13 protein-coding genes are annotated in these 16,455 nt (G+C 50.7%); 12 read left to right on the top strand and 1 reads right to left on the bottom strand.

The genetic code is table 11. From position 1 onward, the window contains the following. Position 1: 1 nt before the first annotated feature. On the bottom strand, positions 2 to 2,722 hold the full coding sequence (locus tag NYE33_RS31080) for a tetratricopeptide repeat protein (protein WP_340947368.1): 2,721 nt from the start codon (positions 2,720 to 2,722) through the stop codon (positions 2 to 4). Between the two features lie 81 nt (positions 2,723 to 2,803). Between NYE33_RS31080 and NYE33_RS31075 the strand changes: the two genes are divergently transcribed. The 12 genes from NYE33_RS31075 (at position 2,804) to NYE33_RS31020 (ending at position 16,422) form a co-directional block, all read left to right on the top strand. Then, positions 2,804 to 3,238, top strand: a complete 435-nt coding sequence (locus NYE33_RS31075; RefSeq protein WP_341069155.1) for a hypothetical protein — start codon at positions 2,804 to 2,806, stop codon at positions 3,236 to 3,238. Continuing rightward, positions 3,225 to 5,858 (top strand): alanine--tRNA ligase, encoded by a 2,634-nt coding sequence (alaS, locus tag NYE33_RS31070; protein WP_076242596.1) that lies wholly within the window; start codon positions 3,225 to 3,227, stop codon positions 5,856 to 5,858. Before NYE33_RS31075 ends, alaS begins: the two co-directional genes overlap by 14 nt. 319 nt (positions 5,859 to 6,177) lie before the next feature. Next, positions 6,178 to 6,453, top strand: coding sequence for an IreB family regulatory phosphoprotein (locus NYE33_RS31065; protein WP_036696603.1), 276 nt, complete (start codon positions 6,178 to 6,180; stop codon positions 6,451 to 6,453). After that, positions 6,453 to 6,869: a Holliday junction resolvase RuvX gene (gene ruvX / locus NYE33_RS31060; RefSeq protein ID WP_042140895.1), complete on the top strand. Its 417-nt coding sequence runs from the start codon at positions 6,453 to 6,455 to the stop codon at positions 6,867 to 6,869. Before NYE33_RS31065 ends, ruvX begins: the two co-directional genes overlap by 1 nt. A 13-nt stretch (positions 6,870 to 6,882) precedes the next feature. Then, a complete protein-coding gene (locus NYE33_RS31055; RefSeq protein WP_036696606.1) occupies positions 6,883 to 7,191 on the top strand; it encodes a DUF1292 domain-containing protein in 309 nt (102 codons plus the stop codon). Further along, entirely contained in the window at positions 7,184 to 7,492 is a 309-nt protein-coding gene (locus tag NYE33_RS31050; protein ID WP_039295631.1) for a DUF1292 domain-containing protein, read from the top strand. The genes NYE33_RS31055 and NYE33_RS31050 overlap by 8 nt, the downstream gene beginning before the upstream one ends. A gap of 134 nt (positions 7,493 to 7,626) precedes the next feature. Further along, positions 7,627 to 8,673, top strand: coding sequence for an endolytic transglycosylase MltG (gene mltG, locus NYE33_RS31045; protein ID WP_341069153.1), 1,047 nt, complete (start codon positions 7,627 to 7,629; stop codon positions 8,671 to 8,673). A 48-nt stretch (positions 8,674 to 8,721) separates the two neighbouring features. Further along, entirely contained in the window at positions 8,722 to 9,654 is a 933-nt protein-coding gene (locus NYE33_RS31040; RefSeq protein ID WP_340947367.1) for a peptidase U32 family protein, read from the top strand. A 261-nt stretch (positions 9,655 to 9,915) separates the two neighbouring features. Next, complete coding sequence (locus tag NYE33_RS31035; RefSeq protein ID WP_042134976.1) at positions 9,916 to 11,238, top strand: peptidase U32 family protein; 1,323 nt, start codon at positions 9,916 to 9,918, stop codon at positions 11,236 to 11,238. An 810-nt stretch (positions 11,239 to 12,048) separates the two neighbouring features. After that, positions 12,049 to 14,046 (top strand): methyl-accepting chemotaxis protein, encoded by a 1,998-nt coding sequence (locus tag NYE33_RS31030; protein ID WP_340947366.1) that lies wholly within the window; start codon positions 12,049 to 12,051, stop codon positions 14,044 to 14,046. Between the two features lie 225 nt (positions 14,047 to 14,271). Beyond that, positions 14,272 to 15,336, top strand: a complete 1,065-nt coding sequence (locus NYE33_RS31025) for a LacI family DNA-binding transcriptional regulator (RefSeq protein ID WP_076242599.1) — start codon at positions 14,272 to 14,274, stop codon at positions 15,334 to 15,336. 123 nt (positions 15,337 to 15,459) lie between these two features. Beyond that, positions 15,460 to 16,422, top strand: a complete 963-nt coding sequence (locus NYE33_RS31020; RefSeq protein ID WP_231575314.1) for an alpha/beta fold hydrolase — start codon at positions 15,460 to 15,462, stop codon at positions 16,420 to 16,422. Positions 16,423 to 16,455: the final 33 nt, after the last annotated feature.

The raw sequence follows: 16,455 nt of genomic DNA, 5'->3' as shown, positions 1-16,455 counted from the left end.
GTTAGTTTGAATCCAACTCTTCATCCCCGTCCGAATCCGGCTTCGGATGAGAGGTCACCTCCTTGGCAGCTGCCACACCTTCTAGATCGAAGGCCTCCAATTTACCCAGATAGGCTTCGTAGAGCTTGTCCAATTCCGATGGGAGTGAAGCGCTGCCGGTTTGCGCGGTATAAGCAGCTCTTGCCACAAGAATCAGATCGGGCTGTTTGTTTATGATTTCAACTAATTGTTCCATATATATTTCTTCATTTTTAAGTACTAAGACTCTAGCGAGACATTCTACGGCATCATTCAGCTCAACTAAATACTCATGGATGAGGAATTTATTCCAGAGTGAATCCGGATCTTTGGGTTCAAGCTCCAATGAAAGATTGTAATCATCAATCGACTTTCTATATAGGGCTTCTTTAGTAACTTCACTCTCTTCCGATTCAGCTTGTTCCTGAAGACAATAGGCTCTTCTAAAATATAGTTGCTTACTGTTTTCAAGAGATCTGCGTTTCCGTTCCTCGATCGCCTCACTTAATGAATAGATGGCTTTTTCCAGTATTGCATAATAATCATCCGAGTTATTTTTTAATATTTGGAATAATTTATAGCAAGAAAAACCTATATTTTGCTTATAGATGTGGTACCGATTCTTACCATGAAGTGAATTTTCAACAGCCTTCTCACACATCTCAATAACTTTTTCGTAATACTTCATATTCGCTTGATCATCGTCTTGATTATGGGCTTTAGCATAATAGCAAATCCCGATCAGATTATAATTGGATGCGGATATAAATTCCGATTTCGCCTGGTCCTCGGCGTGATTTGCAAATTCAAAAGCTTTATCATACATTTCCGCATTCCAGCAAGCTCTCCCCACCTTAAACAACCACTCACTATCGACGATGCTGGATTCCAGCAGCAGTTTCCCCTTGGCCTCCAGCTTGTTCAGATCCGGCTCATCCACATTAATGAGGTCAATCATCTCTTCGGCAGTGGCCAGCAGCAGGTCTTCGTTCTCATTCTCGGGAATCAGATTAACCATGCCGTCTTCGGAAATGATCGCAATGACACATTTCTGGTCACCGTTATCCTTAAGCTTATGCAGATAGCGATGGGCCGAGTTGAAGCGGGCGCCGCGGCTGGGATCGCCGATGTCCGGTTTGGCATTGCCGTCCAGAATCACTCCAAGCGCGTGGCACCGGGCTTGGGTGTCGAAATAGATCGCGCCGTCAATCGCTGTCAGAAATTTAACATGATCCGGATGAATTGCTTTTTCCTCAATGGGCGTGGATTGTTTGCTTAAGGTGGTAAGCTCCTGCTCGGCCGTATCGGGATTTGTAATAACGACCATAGTTCCGTGCTTCTGTTCCCTGGCCTTTCGGACAATCAGGTCCAGAGCTTTAATGCTGGATTGGTGGGCAGCAGTGGACTGCCCCTTCCAGAACGTATTCTCCAGCAGCTTCATGAACCGTTCAGAGCTGTAGCCTTCTTCGCCCAGTCTGGGATTCTTGGAGCTTAATGAAATCAGCGGTTGCTCCACCATGGCAAGATCTGAACGGTAGTAACGCTTGTCATTCTCTACAATGAGTTCCCCGCCTTTGGACAATTCAGCTTCGGTGTGAACCAGAACCAGCTTTAATTTGGATAAGCCGTTGAAATCAAGACGAACGGCAAGGGTGCTATGCTGCAGGTTCCAGTTCACTTCGCCCAGTCCGTAAATATGCCTATGGTCCGCAATGAGATACAGATCCTTATCTTCATTGGTCAGCTCCAGCAGCTTACGGATACGTTTGGCATCGTCCAGCAGAATTCGGCCCGTCTCCTTGAACTGGATACTGAAGCGGATCAATCCCGGCAAGTCGATGGCCTGGCTGTTCAGAAACAGGATGGAGCCGAACGGGCTTGCATTCTCATAGGGGAGGCTGGAGATTTCGTCCATCTGTTCCATTAGGCTATGTATAGAATAATCAAACTTTAAGTCATTGTTGAATTCAGGAACGTCAGCAGATTTATTGCTAAGGATGTACTCCTGCATTTTGCCAAAAAATAAACGTGACATTCTTCGGTTGAACAGCAGGGGGTCCTCATCGAAGCGGCTCTGGATCTTGTTGTCTTGCAGTGTAATTTCTCCTTTGGGATTCACCGAGAAATAGTTACCAAAGAAATAGTCCAGCGACATCCGGAGGAACGAGAACTGAGGCCTGGAGAAGAATAGCTCCCGCGACACCGCATCCACATTCCTTATTTCCAATAGGTAAGAAAGCGTAACTTGTGTATTCTTGGCCCCAAGGTATTGAAAATGATTAGCATAGAGTAGCCTTGTATCTTCACTCTCTGGCTGCGCCTTGACCTCGCTTTCCTCTGTTTTGTCCTCGGCACTCTTCTGTTTGTAATCCGCCAGGGACTTGTAGCATTGTTTATCCAGAAAGCACTTTAAGACCTCAATTGTAGCGGGCAGTTTGCCTTCATCGGCTGGAAGAATACGCAGCTCATCAAATACCGTCTGCAAGTCCACCTCCGGGAATATATCCTGGGCAACGCCAGGCTCACCATTGGAAGCGGGTACTGTTTTTTTGACACGAACGATTTTGGTGAGCTTGTCATTGTTGTCATACACCAGCGCATATAGCTTGAGGTGAATGCGTTTGTTCAGCTTCTTGAGCCATAGGTCCATATTCTTATAAATAATCTCATTGACCGTTGACAGTTCTTTTTTACTGATTTCCAAGAAAGCTCCCCCAGTGACAAATGGAATGAATTGCTAAATAATAATTTGATTATATTCGGACATGGAAGAGCTGTAAATCTCTTGATGAAGATTGACAGAACCAAAGCCGCTGGCTATACTGAAAATGTTAAAATGCAAATCGGAAAAAACGTTGATGAAAACAAGTACGCCGGAGAATGGCTCCATCAGAGAACAGGTTCCTTTGCGGATTCCCCGCAATTGGCTGTGAGAACCTTGAAGACAGGCCGGCAGAAAGCTAGTTTCGGAGTGCGGGGACAATCCCGCCGGGGGGCACCCGTTAACAGCCGCACAAGGCGATCGTCTGCAATAGTCCGTTTTCTCACGGAACAAGGCGATAACCAGGGTGGTACCGCGATAATCATCGTCCCTGAATCTAATTCAGGGGCGTTTTTTGTTTTTGATTTTTCGGGTAACTTTTGGGGCAACAATGAGATTTCCGGCCAAAGTGCCGTATTAAATGATGAGACGGGAGCTGTACATGATGAAAGCAAGTGAAATCCGTTCCAAATGGCTGCAGTTTTTTGAGAGTAAAGGTCACCGCATTGAGCCGAGCGCCTCGCTCGTGCCCCACAACGATCCATCGCTGCTGTGGATTAACGCAGGCATGGCACCGCTGAAGGCCTACTTCGACGGCCGGGAGATTCCTGAGAATCCCCGCCTGACCAACTCGCAGAAATGTATCCGTACCAATGACATTGAGAACGTGGGCAAGACGCGCCGTCACCACACGTTCTTTGAGATGCTGGGGAACTTCTCCATCGGCGATTACTTCAAGGAAGAAGCGATTACCTGGGCTTGGGAATTCCTGACCGGTAAGGAATGGATCGGCTTCGACGGCGACCGGATTTCCGTTACGGTATATGCCGAGGACGAAGAAGCGTTCAAGCTGTGGAATGAAAAAGTCGGTCTGCCTGCAGAACGTATCATCAAGCTGGGCGACGAGAACTTCTGGGACATCGGTGAAGGACCTTGCGGCCCTTGCTCGGAGATCTTCTATGACCGCGGCGAGGCTTACGGCAGTGATATGAGTGATCCTGAGATGTATCCGGGCGGCGAGAATGAACGCTGGCTGGAAGTGTGGAACCTCGTGTTCTCGCAGTTCAACCATAACAAGGACGGCAGCTACACACCGCTTCCTAACAAGAATATTGATACCGGCGCAGGTCTGGAACGCTTCGCTTCCATTCTGCAGGATGTGGACTCCAACTTCGACACTGACCTGTTCCAGCCGATTATCCAGAAGACTGCCGGACTTGCCGGAGTAACCTACAAGGATAATGTTGAACAGGATATCGCGCTCAAAGTCATTGCCGACCATGTGCGTACCGTTACTTTTGCAGTAGGTGACGGAGTGCTTCCTTCTAATGAAGGACGCGGCTACATTATCCGCCGTCTGCTCCGCCGTGCCGTGCGCTACGGCAAGACTCTGGGACTGGACCGCCCGTTCCTGCATGAGCTGACAGAGACAGTGGGCGACATCATGGGAGTGTATTATCCTTCCGTAGTGGAGAACCGTGAATATATTGCCAAAATCATCCGGTTGGAAGAGGAACGCTTCCACGAGACACTGTCCGACGGTCTGGCTATCCTGGGCGAGATCAGCGCCAAAGCCAAAGGGGACGGACTGAGTACCATTGCCGGCGCTGATGCGTTCAAGCTCTATGACACTTACGGATTCCCGTTTGACCTGACAGAGGACTTCGCTTCCGAGCAGGGGCTTACGGTAGACCGTGAAGGCTTCGATGCTGCGATGCAGGAGCAGCGTGACCGCGCCAGAGCAGCCCGCCAGGACAGCGCCAGCATGAAGATTCAGGGCGGAGCACTTGCCGAGCTGACGGTTAAAAGTGAATTTGTTGGATATAATGACACGGTAACCGAGTCAAAAGTGCTGGCGATTGTAGTTGACGGCGCACTTGCTGATGTCGTCAGTGAAGGCGCCCAGTGCCAGGTTATCCTTGAAAAGACTCCGTTCTATGCGGAAAGCGGCGGCCAGGTCAGCGACACCGGACTTTTGACCGGCGGCTCTGTGACTGCCAAGGTTACCGGACTCTTCAAAGCTCCGCATGGCCAGCATGTGCATCTGGTTACTGTCGAAGCCGGAGACCTGAAGGTTGGAGATACGGTCCGTGCGGAAGTGAACCGTGCCGAGCGTGAGGATATCGTGAAGAACCATACGGCAACCCACCTGCTGCACAAAGCGCTGAAGGAAGTGCTTGGCGGCCATGTCAACCAGGCAGGTTCTTTAGTAGAAGGTTCACGCCTGCGCTTTGACTTCTCGCATTTCGGAGCCATCACTCCGGAGGAGCTCAGCGATATCGAACAACGCGTGAACGCCCAGATCTGGCGCGGCCTCGATGTTGTCATTGAGAATAAGCCGATTGATGAAGCCAAAGCTATGGGAGCGATGGCGCTCTTCGGTGAGAAATACGGCAATATCGTCCGTGTCGTGCAGGTCGGCGACTACAGCCTGGAGCTGTGCGGCGGATGCCACGTAGCCAATACATCGCAGATCGGAATCTTCAAGCTGCTCAGCGAGAGCGGCATCGGTTCCGGTGTGCGCCGGATTGAAGCGGTGACCGGCCGCTACGCCTACCAGTTCACGGAGAGCCAGCTGGATCTGCTGAAGCAATCGGCAGCACTGCTGAAGTCCTCGCTGGGCGATGTGCCTAAGCGGATCGAAGCCCTGCATGCCCAGGTTCGTGAGCTGGGCCGCGAGAACGAATCGCTGCAGTCCAAGCTGAGCGCAACCTTTGCAGCTGAGCTGACCAGCAGTGTAATTACAGTTGGCGGCGGCACACAGCTGTTGGCAGTATCCGTGCAAGCCGGCAATATTGATGCTCTGCGCTCGACTGCCGATGAACTGAAATCCAAGCTTCCGGATGCCGTACTGGTGCTCGGCGCAGTAATGGATGACAAGGTGAACTTTGTGGTTGCTGTGCCGCAGGACCTGGTGAAGAAAGGCTTCCACGCCGGCAAGCTGGTCAAAGAAATCGCTGCGGTCTGCGGCGGCGGCGGCGGCGGACGTCCGGACATGGCACAGGCTGGCGGCAAGGATGCCTCCAAGCTGGGCGAAGCCCTGAAGAAGGCCGAAGAGCTTGTAGCTGCATTGGCTTAACGGATTGCCTGAAATAGCTGAGAAATTCCCCGGATAAAGATACAGCGGTACTGAGGGCAACATATCAGTACCGCTGCTTTATTCACAAAATGTATAATTTTTGGGGTTATTCATTATTGACCCGGGGCTTGCAATAGCTTAAAACCCAAAAAAACATCTATTTTTGTAGATAAAATACCAAAAAAAGCGCTTTTACAGTGGCAGGATTTCCTCGTTGGGCCATGAATATGTTATGATGAAGGCAGCAAGTAAGCTGTACAGCAGCAACTTTGCGAAGCCGCCCGAATAGGGGTGATTTTGCAGAAGGAAGGTGTCACAAATGGACTCCATGGACAAAACGGTCAAATTCAATGTGAAGGGCGACGAAAAGGAAGCTTCTCCCCAGGAAATTTTACTCGCCGTGTACGACGCGCTGGTGGAGAAGGAATATCATCCGATCAACCAGATCGTAGGGTATCTACTTTCCGGAGATCCGGCTTACATTCCGCGCCACAACAATGCGAGAAGTTTGGTCCGGAGAAAAGAACGTGATGAGCTGATTGAGGAACTGGTCCGGTTCTATCTGGCCAATCATCGGGTGGACCAGCCGAAATGATGAAGAAGCTGGGACTGGATTACGGCGACCGCAGAATCGGTGTCGCCACAAGCGATATTTTCGGGTGGACAGCGCAGGCTTTGGAGACTATTGAGCGGCGCGGAAACGGCAACGAATTCGACCGTATCCGTGAACTGGTCAAGGAGTACGAAATCGGTGAGATTGTCGTTGGGCTGCCGAAGAATATGAACGGCTCAGTAGGACCCCGTGGTGAAATTTGCATCGAATTCGCAGACCAGCTGCGGGAGCAACTTGATTTACCCGTACACCTTTGGGATGAGCGTCTGACGACGGTATCTGCTGAGCGGGTGCTGATTGAAGGGGACGTCAGTCGGAAGAAACGCAAGGGGATTGTGGACAAAATGGCCGCAGCCCTGATATTGCAAAATTTTTTGGATGCTAACAGTAAAAGGTGAGGGGTGTGCGGATATGACAAACGAGCAGATCGGCCAAGAAGAAGAACCGGAAATTATCTATATTCCTGATGAGGAAGGTAATGAAGAGGAATTTGAGGTCATCATGAAGTTTGAAGTCGACGGATCGGACGCGAAGTATATGATGGTGGTTCCACTGGATTCTGAGGATGAAGAGACTGATGAAGTCTATGCGTTCCGTTACGAAGAAGACGGCGACGACTTGCAGCTGTTCATGATTGAGAATGACGAGGAATGGGCTATTGTAGAAGAAACCTTCAATACTTTGGTAGACGAGCTGGATGGAGGAGCGGAGAATGACTGATTTTTCCGCTGATCAAGCGGTATGGACTTCGAAGCTTAAAGAAGTATACGGAGAAACAGTAGAACTGGAAGATGAGCAGGGCAAGTCTTCCGTTTACGATATTATTGCTGAATTTGCTGTCGGTGACCGTGCTTATGCTGTTTTGGCCGGTTCAGGAAGAGCTGCGGAGCAGGAAATTCTGCGGATCGTGGTTTCCCCTGACGGGCTTCCTGAGCTGGAGAGCATTATGGACGATGAAGAGTGGGAGGATGTTTCCGAGCTGTACGATGAGCTTACCTTCCCGGCTGAAGATACCGAATAAAGTCATAGCATTAGCACGGAAGAGGGCGGATTTTTTTCCGCGCTCTTTTTGCTTGGAATGCAGAAAAATAAAAAAGTGTTGAATTTAAGACAATACAATTTTATACTTTATAGTCGGAAAGTGAGGCGTAACATTTGAAAGCCGTGATCCGCACTGTGCTTATTATAATCCTTGTCCTGGCAGCTGCTGCAGGGGGAGGAGCATGGTATATCTGGAATGGAATGCAGCCGGTGGAGCCCGCAGGGCCGTCCGTGACGGTTACGATAGAGAAGGGTATGGGAAGCTCGCAAATTGCCGACCTGCTCGAAGAGAAGGGAATTATCAAGAACGGATTATTTTTTAAAGGGTATTTAAAATGGGTCCAGGAAGGCTCCAGCTTCAAGGCAGGAACCTATAACGTGAGTCCGGGCGACACTTATGATACCTTGATCAGCCGGATGAATGCAGGGGATGTCGTGAAGGAAGATACCGTTGTATTCACGATACCCGAAGGGTATACGGCGACTCAGGTTGCAGATAAGCTGGCTGAAGCGTGGAACCAGAAGGCAGAGGTTTTCCTGCAGTTGATTGACTCAGGTGCGGGCCTTGAGGCAGTAGGGACTTTAGGAATCCCGGAGAATAAGGAGCTGCGGCACCGTCTTGAAGGGTATCTGTTCCCGGAAACCTATGAGCTGGCCAAGGACAGTACTCCGCAGGAGGTCATTGAAGCCATGCTGGAGCAGCTGGTGAAGAAGCTTGACACGATCCCTGAGTGGAAGGCGAAGCTGGCGAACCGTGGACTTACATTGCATGAGCTGATGACGCTTGCTTCGCTCGTAGAGCGTGAGGTGGTAGTGAACGAGGAACGTCCGCTGGTCGCCGGTATTATTTATAACAGACTGGACAAGGGGCAGAAGCTGGAGATTGATGCTACGGTCCAGTATTTGCTGGACAAGCAGAAGGAGCGGCTCTACGAGAAGGACCTGAAGGTGGACAGCCCTTATAATACGTACAAGCAGGAAGGATTGCCGCCTGGACCGATCAGCAGCCCGGGGCTTGCTTCTATTGAAGCCGCAATGACTCCGGAGGTATCGGAGTATTTCTTCTATGTCACCAAGAAGGATGGTTCCCAGGCGCATTTATTCGCCAAGACCTACAAGGAACATTTAGCCAATATCGAAAAAAGCAAACAAAATCAGTAGGAAAAGAGCTACAATAGTATTGATGCGATAGGCACAGGAGGTAACACAATGAATAACAAACCGGAGCTGCTGGCGACAGCAGCCTCGCTGGAAGAAGCGGCAGCTTTGCTTGCGGCAGGCGCAACTGCGCTGCTGATCGGAGATGACCGTTTCGGCATGCGGCTCGCCGGGCATTTCTCGCTGGAAGATACTGCAGCAGCTGTAAAGCTTGCACATGATGCAGGCGGTAAGGTGTACGTAAGCATAAACGGGCTGATCTCCAATAAAATGCTGGAAGAGCTGCCGGCTTACATCAAAGCAATCGGCGAATTGGGTGTAGACGGGGTCGAATTTGGAGACCCTGCTGTCCTGGCAGCTGTGAAGGCTGAAGCGCCAGGGCTGAAGCTGCACTGGAATGCGGAAATGACCTCCACCAATTACGCCACAGCCAACTATTGGGGCAGTAAGGGAGCTTCGCGGGTTGTCTTGGCACGTGAGCTGAATATGGATGAAATGACCGAAATGGTACCTCATCTGCAAGTCGAGGCTCAGGTCCAGGTGCATGGCATGACGAATATTTATCATTCCAAGCGTAAGCTGGTAGCCAGCTATATGTCTCATCAGGGGCGGCCGGGTGATGGCGGCAGTCTTGGCAAGGAGCGCGGGCTTTTCCTGATCGAAGCGGAACGGCCGAATGAGAAGTTCCCGATATATGAGGATGAGAATGGAACGCATATTATGAGCTCGGACGATATTTGTATTCTTGAGGATCTGCATTTCCTGCTGAAGGCTGGTGTGCACAGCCTGAAGATTGAAGGGCTGCTGAAGCCGGTGGCTTATAATGTAGCTGTGGTTAAGGCTTACCGCCATGCCATTGACTTGTATTCCGCTGATCCGGCTGAATATGCTTACGATGAGGCCTGGATGGATGACATCCGGGCGCTGCAGGACCCTGAGCGTGAACTGTCGTTCGGCTTCTTCTACAAAGAACAGGTATATTAAAATATATAAAAAGCATTGTCTCAGCTTTTGCAATGGATTGTCTAGGCTACATTATGGTGTAAGCAGCGGAGGGGAAGTTTGAACTGGAGGAGCGCCAGCGTTCGCCTTTGTCTGCGGATTTCAACCGCTAAGCGGTATAAATGAAGAAATCTGCAGACAACAGCGACCGGAAGTCCAAACATTCCCCGCAGTTGCGCCCTCACACCAAATGCCGGCCGTTCAATCTTGCAGCAGCTGAGACAATTAGGAGGGAGAACAGGAATGGGAACTATGACCAAGCCCCAATTCAAGGGCAAACGTTACCGTCTGGACAAACCGGAGCTCCTGGCTCCGGCAGGAAACTTAGAAAAATTGAAATTCGCCGTGCATTATGGTGCGGATGCAGTATATATTGGAGGACAGAAATACGGCCTGCGCTCGGGAGCGGATAATTTCACTTTTGAGGAAATGCGCGAGGGCGTTGAATTTGCCAAGAAATATGGCGCCAAAGTATTCGTAGCGACGAATATCTATGCTCACAATGAAGACATCGCCGGAATTGAAGAATACCTGCGTAACTTATATGAAGCCGGCATTGCTGCCATTATTGTAGCGGATCCGGTGATTGTGGATACCGCGCTTCGCCTGGTACCGGGTCTTGAGGTACACCTCAGCACCCAGCAGTCCACGCTCAACTGGCAGGCAGTATCTTTCTGGAAGCAGGAAGGACTGCCGCGGGTCGTGCTTGGCCGGGAGACCAGCCTGGAGGAGATTGCCGAGATCAAGCAGCATGTGGACATCGAGATCGAGAGCTTCATCCACGGTGCAATGTGCTCCTCGTATTCCGGACGTTGTGTATTGTCCAATCACTTTACAGACCGCGATTCCAACCGCGGGGGCTGCTGCCAGTCCTGCCGCTGGAAATACGACCTGTTCGAAGATGGCCGTCCGGAAGGAACCTGGGTATCGGAAGAGGACCAGGCAGTGGCGCCTCAGGCATTGCAGCCTGGCGTAACCCAACTGCCGCTGCATCAGCCGGAGGATAATCCGTTCTCGATGGGTTCGAAGGATTTGTGCATGCTGGAGAGTATTCCTGAGCTGATCGAAGCCGGGATTGACAGCTTTAAGATCGAAGGCCGGATGAAGTCGATCCATTACGTGGCAACGGTGGTCAATGCCTACCGCAAAGCGATTGATGCCTATATGGCGGACCCGGAAGGTTATGTGCTGAAGCCGGAATGGCTGGAGGAGCTGCAGAAGGCCGCTAACCGACCGCTCAATACAGGCTTCTTCTACGATACTCCGGATCATGAGGATCATATTTATGAGCCGGAGGAAAAAGCGGCACCTTATGATTTCGCCGGCCTGGTGCTGGAATATGATGCGGAGAGCGGCATGGCACTTGTCCAGCAGCGCAATAACTTCAAGCCGGGCCAGGAAGTGGAATTCTTCGGACCGGATGACACCTTCTTCAAGCAGACTGTCGGCGAGCTGTGGGACGAGGCGGGGAATCCGCTGGACGTTGCCCGTCATCCGCTACAGCGGGTGCGAATGAAGGTCGACCAGCCGGTAGCTTACTTTGACATGATGCGTAAAAGAAAATAAAGTCATAAGAATGATTTAAAGGGATGCCCTTCTTCTGGAAGGGCGTCCTTTTTTGCGTATATTCCTTGGAATCCGCCGGAAAGCAGGCTGGTTCTGAATAAGGATGAATGTGGAATGAACTTTCCGGCTGCTCTCCCGGGAGTAGAATGCTTCCTCTTCCTGAACCCGGACTGAGATGCCGTTATTTTGCTGAAAGCCTGCCTAATCTGGATGAAGCGGACTGAGAATCCTTTATCTTGTTCTTCTAAGCTTCAAATGAGCTGATTCAGAGCAATTAACGGAATCTCAGTCCTCCTCACAAGCCGATACGTCCATGGAGCGTCTGCCAGGTTCCGGCTGGAAAATCATGCAGCCGGGGAGCTTCATACGCTCCGGTTCGATTAACCCGTAGGGGGATTTTAGTTCTAGACCAAAATACTTATGCAGTTCGACAAAAACATAAAAATTCTGAAGTAATTTCTATCAAATACTAAGAAAAATGAGCCTTTGTGCCGATATATATCACAGGTAACGCTTACATACGTCTTCTAATCTAATTGGCAGGTGATTGTAATGGGGGCTCCAAATCCGGAGAGCGACAGAGACAAACCGAAAGAGAGAAGGATTAAAGTGGGAAAGAACAGTAAAAAGCCTAAGGTTATACAAAAGGCTGAGACAGGCCAAGCAGGTGATACCCAGTCAACAAGTAAAGCGGCAGTTCAAAAACTAACTTTAAAGAACGTACTGAATGGTTCAGTACGCCAGGTTAAGAGAGTTAACCCGCTGAGATCAGTTGGTGTTAAGCTTTTCCTGATATTCTTATCTTCTATTGTGATTGTTGTACTGTTCCTGGGGATTCTGTCTTACAACAAAGCCAAGAATACCATTAAGGATAATGTTTCCGAAGCCAACCGGCAGACGATTATCCAGACTTCCGAGAAGCTTGATATTACCTTGAAGCAGTATGAAAATTTGGCACTCCAGCTGTATTTCGATACGCAAATGCAATCGAATCTGACTGAGCTTGCCGCTGCTGCGAGCAGTTATGATAAATTTGTGGCTACAGATGCCATCAGCAAGAAACTCTCGAGCCAGACTACAACAGATTCCAATATCGTAGCGATCTCACTGATTCCAGAGGATCCTGCGATGACGATCATATCGAGCGGGAGCTCCGGTCTTACCGTGGACGGCTTAAGAGATCAGGAATGGTACAAGACTGCAGTCAAAAATTCAACCTCATATGAGCCATATTATACCTCGGAAGCGAAGTCCGCACAGAACTACTGGTTCCCGACTTCCGTTGAAGGCGATGGCGGCAAGAATATCGCAATGGTCAGATCGCTCAAGAACCTGGGCTCCAATGCAGGTTATGTTGTTTTGCTTGAGCTTAAGAGCACTCTGCTTGAAGAAGCCTTCGAGAGCGTGAAGCTTGGGGACGGTTCGCGGATTCAGCTGGTATCACCGGAAGGAATGGTAGTTGCTTCTTCCGTACCGGCAGAGGACGGCAAGGTCTCAGAGCTTAACTTTATTATGGAGAGCAAGAAGAACAGCGAGAGTCAGGAAGCTAAGGATGCGAATGGCAAAGATGTCCTGGCTGTCTACAACCCGATGGAGAAGGCGGACTGGAAGCTTGCAGGAGTTGTTCCTACCGGCCAGCTGGTTAAGGCTGCCACTCCGATTCTGTTCACAACATTCATAGCGGCTGGAGCTGCAGCTCTGCTTGCCATTCTGGTCGGCTTCTGGATGGTACAGATGATTGCCAAGCCGTTGGCACGTCTGAAGGATCTTATGGTTCAGGGGGCTCAGGGTGACCTTAGCGTCCGTACAGAGTATGTCTCGAAGGATGAGATTGGAGATCTGTCCGCCTCCTTCAATCTGATGATGGGACGGATCACCGAGCTGGTTGCCCAGACAACGGAAACTGCGCGCGAGGTGCTTGAAACAGCCAATGATCTGGGCGACGCTTCCCGCAAGACGGCGATTTCTGCCAAGGAGATTGCTGCTGCTACGGAAGAGATTGCCGGCGGTGCCGGAAGCCTGGCGCAGGAAGCGGAACGCGGCAATGAGCTGACGGATCTGATTGCTACGCAGATGCAGAGTGTGATTGCTGCTAATGCCGAGATGGACCAGGCCGCCCGCGGAGTAGGGGAAGCCAGCGGACACGGTGCCAGCCAGCTCGAAGAGCTGCTGGAACAGACGGGCCGCACCGGTGAGATGACCAGCGCACTGGTGGACCGGGTCAACAACCTGAAGGACACGGTATATTCGGTGATTAAGGTACTGGATGTCATGAAGAATATTACCCAGCAGACGAATATCCTGTCTCTAAATGCAACGATTGAAGCGGCAAGAGCGGGTGAAGCAGGCAGAGGCTTCATGGTCGTAGCTGGTGAAGTCCGGCAGCTCGCTGACCAATCCAAGCAGTCTATCGCCCTGGTTGCCGGCATTACAGACAAGATTATGGCTGAAATGGATGAGACAGTAGCCGTATTGTCAGAAGTGGCCCCGCTGTTCAAGGAACAGATGAGTTCAGTCAAGAGTACCAGTGATATCTTCGTATCGGTGAAGGGTCAAATGGAAGACTTCATTACCAGCCTGGAATCGGTCACCGGTGCAATTGACAGCCTGAATCATTCCCAAGGCGTATTGTCCGATGCTATGAGCAATGTAAGTGCGGTTGCACAGCAGTCTTCTGCTACTTCTGAAGAAGTTGCTTCCCTCAGCAATGAGCAGCAGAATGTTAGTGATCAGCTCGTATCGCTGTCCGGTAAGCTGCAGAGTGCATCGACACAGCTGGAGAGCAAGCTGTCACTGTTTAAGATATAGTCAGGCGGCAACGTACAATAACAAATTGAATAGTTTCAGGTATATAAATGTTGCATTCCGCCGCTTCTTTCCATCCGGGAAGGAGCGGTTTCTTTATGCTTGTGCATCGGTTCGCGACCCCGTATAATTATTTTGTTAGCTAAATGTTATGATTTCCGAAAAAGTTAGCAACACTGAATAAAGCTCGTTATGCGAAACCGTGAACAGTATCTGGAGGTCTTATATATGGCTAAGAAAGTCACTATGCAAAAAATCGCCGACCATCTCGGCGTTTCCAAGTTTGTCGTGTCCAAATCCCTGTCCGGCAAAGGCGGCGTCAACGAAACTACCCGGGAGCGGGTCATTCAGGCGGCTTCGCAATTAGGCTATTTCACTCAAAAGAATGCCTATGTTCAAAGCATCAAACGTCCTCCGCAGTCTGCGGACAGTGACCGGAACAAACAGTCTGTGCTGGTGCTGATGCCTAATATCCGTTCGCAAACCCAGGATTCCCTGTATTGGGGGAAGATTGTAGACGGCATTGCACTGGCGCTGGACCAGGAAGGTCTGGGTATGGTCATAGTCTCTGAGCACCGGACGGATAACTTCGTCAATATTCTCAACCCTAACGGACTGCTCGGGCTGATTGGCGTGGGCCAGATCTCGACCTCACTGCTGCTGGAGGTGCACCGCATCGGCCTGCCGATGGTGCTGATTGACCATGAAGATCCGCTTATTCCAAGCGATACCGTATTCGCCAATAATACGGATTCCATGACCCGGCTCAGCAATCACCTGATGGGCACGGGGCATACAGAGCTGCATTTTATCGGAAATATCCGCTATTCCCGCAGCTTCCGTGACCGTTGGATCGGCTTCCGCAGCGCCCTGGAAGAGAATGGAATGAAGACGCCTGCCGGCGATGATGAAATGCTGCAGCTGGAGGGAATGGATGATGGAACTTTTGATGAGAGCTTTAAGCAATGGCTGCAGAGACGCAAGAAAACCAAAAGTCTGCCAACCGCACTAGTGTGTGCCAATGATTTCATTGCGCTCACCATTAGTGATGTGCTCAAAGCAGAAGGCTTTGTCATCCCGGGTGAAGTTTCGGTAACCGGCTTTGACAATATTGAGGACGCCACACGGGGGGTTCCCCCGCTCACTACTGTTCATGTTCCGAAAGAGGCAATGGGCCGGGCGGCTGTAGAGAAGCTGCTGAACCGTATCCATAACCCTGCCGCACCGCTGGAGAAGATCCTGATTGCTGCCGACATTGTCCACCGGGATTCGGTGGCTGGACCAAGAGCATAGTTGGAATTATATTGTATTTCGTGCAGGATAATCGAAGGTGAAATAGGAAATGTCCCGGTTATAGTTTCTCTTTTTGGCCTGAGCACACGCCTATATAATTTGGACATCAGTTAAGAGAAGGGTGTGACGTTACACATGGCCGCGATTCCGCAGAACGAGCAGGCTCTGCACCGGTTCATTTCAATAATCTGTTCACCGCTGTCCATCGTTCAATATGTCCTTACGAAGCGTGATGCTCTAACCTACAAGCCTCCTGGAGAAATGATTCCTGTGCAGGATGCCTGCCTTCATGCCCATGTTATGGGAAAGGGAGAACACACCGTAATTCTGGAAGCGGGTATGGGCGGATCATCCCTGGACTGGTCAATGGTGCAGCCGGAGCTGTCGCTGTATGCCAAGGTAGTCTCGTATGACCGGGCAGGCCTGGGCTGGAGCGGGAGCGGCAGCCAGCCGGAAAGTGCAACCTGCAGGAAATACGTCCGGGAGCTCAGGGAACTGCTGAAGGCAATGGACTGCAAGCCTCCCTATATTCTGGTGGGCCATTCCTATGGAGGCATGATTGTGAGATGCTTTGCGGGGGAATATCCGGATGAAGTGGAGGGGCTGCTGCTGGTTGATGCTGTACATGAGAGCCGTTATCTTACGGATGAAATGAGCAACCGCCGGAAACAGCAGCGGGAGGCGAACAGACGGCAATATAAGCTGGGTTATCTGTTGGCGCCTGCGGGGATTCCCCGCTTGCTTAGAAGGCCTGTAGGAGGGCGGAGACTCCCGGCAGCTATCCAAAAAAACGCCTCAAGTCTGGGATACCGCAAGAGTGCTTACCGGGCCGCATATGCAGAACTGCTCTGCGCGGAAGAGAGTGCCCTGCAGCTGAAGGCGGCAGAGCCGCTAAGCAGCAAGCTGCCCATTACGGTGCTTAGCGCAGGCAGTCCGGATGAAGAATGGAAGCAAGGCCAGCAGCGCTTAGCCAGGCTGACCCCAAATGTACAGCATATTACCGAAGAAGATCCCCGGCATTCCATTCCCATTCACAGACCGGAGACTGTCGTTAAATACGTCACCGAATTATTGAATACCTTATAGCCAGCGGCTCAAACGAATAAAAGGCAGTACCGG

The organism is Paenibacillus sp. FSL R10-2199 (assembly GCF_038000235.1).
Lineage (GTDB): Bacteria > Bacillota > Bacilli > Paenibacillales > Paenibacillaceae > Paenibacillus_AQ > Paenibacillus_AQ phytohabitans.
This window is presented reverse-complemented; position numbering and strand designations above follow the sequence as displayed.

Excerpts from the sequence above, each read along its gene's own strand:
- NYE33_RS31065 (WP_036696603.1), top strand. The coding sequence starts at position 6,178 with ATGGACTCCATGGACAAAACGGTCAAATTCAATGTGAAGGGCGACGAA.
- NYE33_RS31055 (WP_036696606.1), top strand. The coding sequence starts at position 6,883 with ATGACAAACGAGCAGATCGGCCAAGAAGAAGAACCGGAAATTATCTAT.
- alaS (WP_076242596.1), top strand. The coding sequence starts at position 3,225 with ATGAAAGCAAGTGAAATCCGTTCCAAATGGCTGCAGTTTTTTGAGAGT.
- NYE33_RS31040 (WP_340947367.1), top strand. The coding sequence starts at position 8,722 with ATGAATAACAAACCGGAGCTGCTGGCGACAGCAGCCTCGCTGGAAGAA.
- ruvX (WP_042140895.1), top strand. The coding sequence starts at position 6,453 with ATGAAGAAGCTGGGACTGGATTACGGCGACCGCAGAATCGGTGTCGCC.
- NYE33_RS31025 (WP_076242599.1), top strand. The coding sequence starts at position 14,272 with ATGGCTAAGAAAGTCACTATGCAAAAAATCGCCGACCATCTCGGCGTT.
- NYE33_RS31050 (WP_039295631.1), top strand. The coding sequence starts at position 7,184 with ATGACTGATTTTTCCGCTGATCAAGCGGTATGGACTTCGAAGCTTAAA.
- NYE33_RS31035 (WP_042134976.1), top strand. The coding sequence starts at position 9,916 with ATGGGAACTATGACCAAGCCCCAATTCAAGGGCAAACGTTACCGTCTG.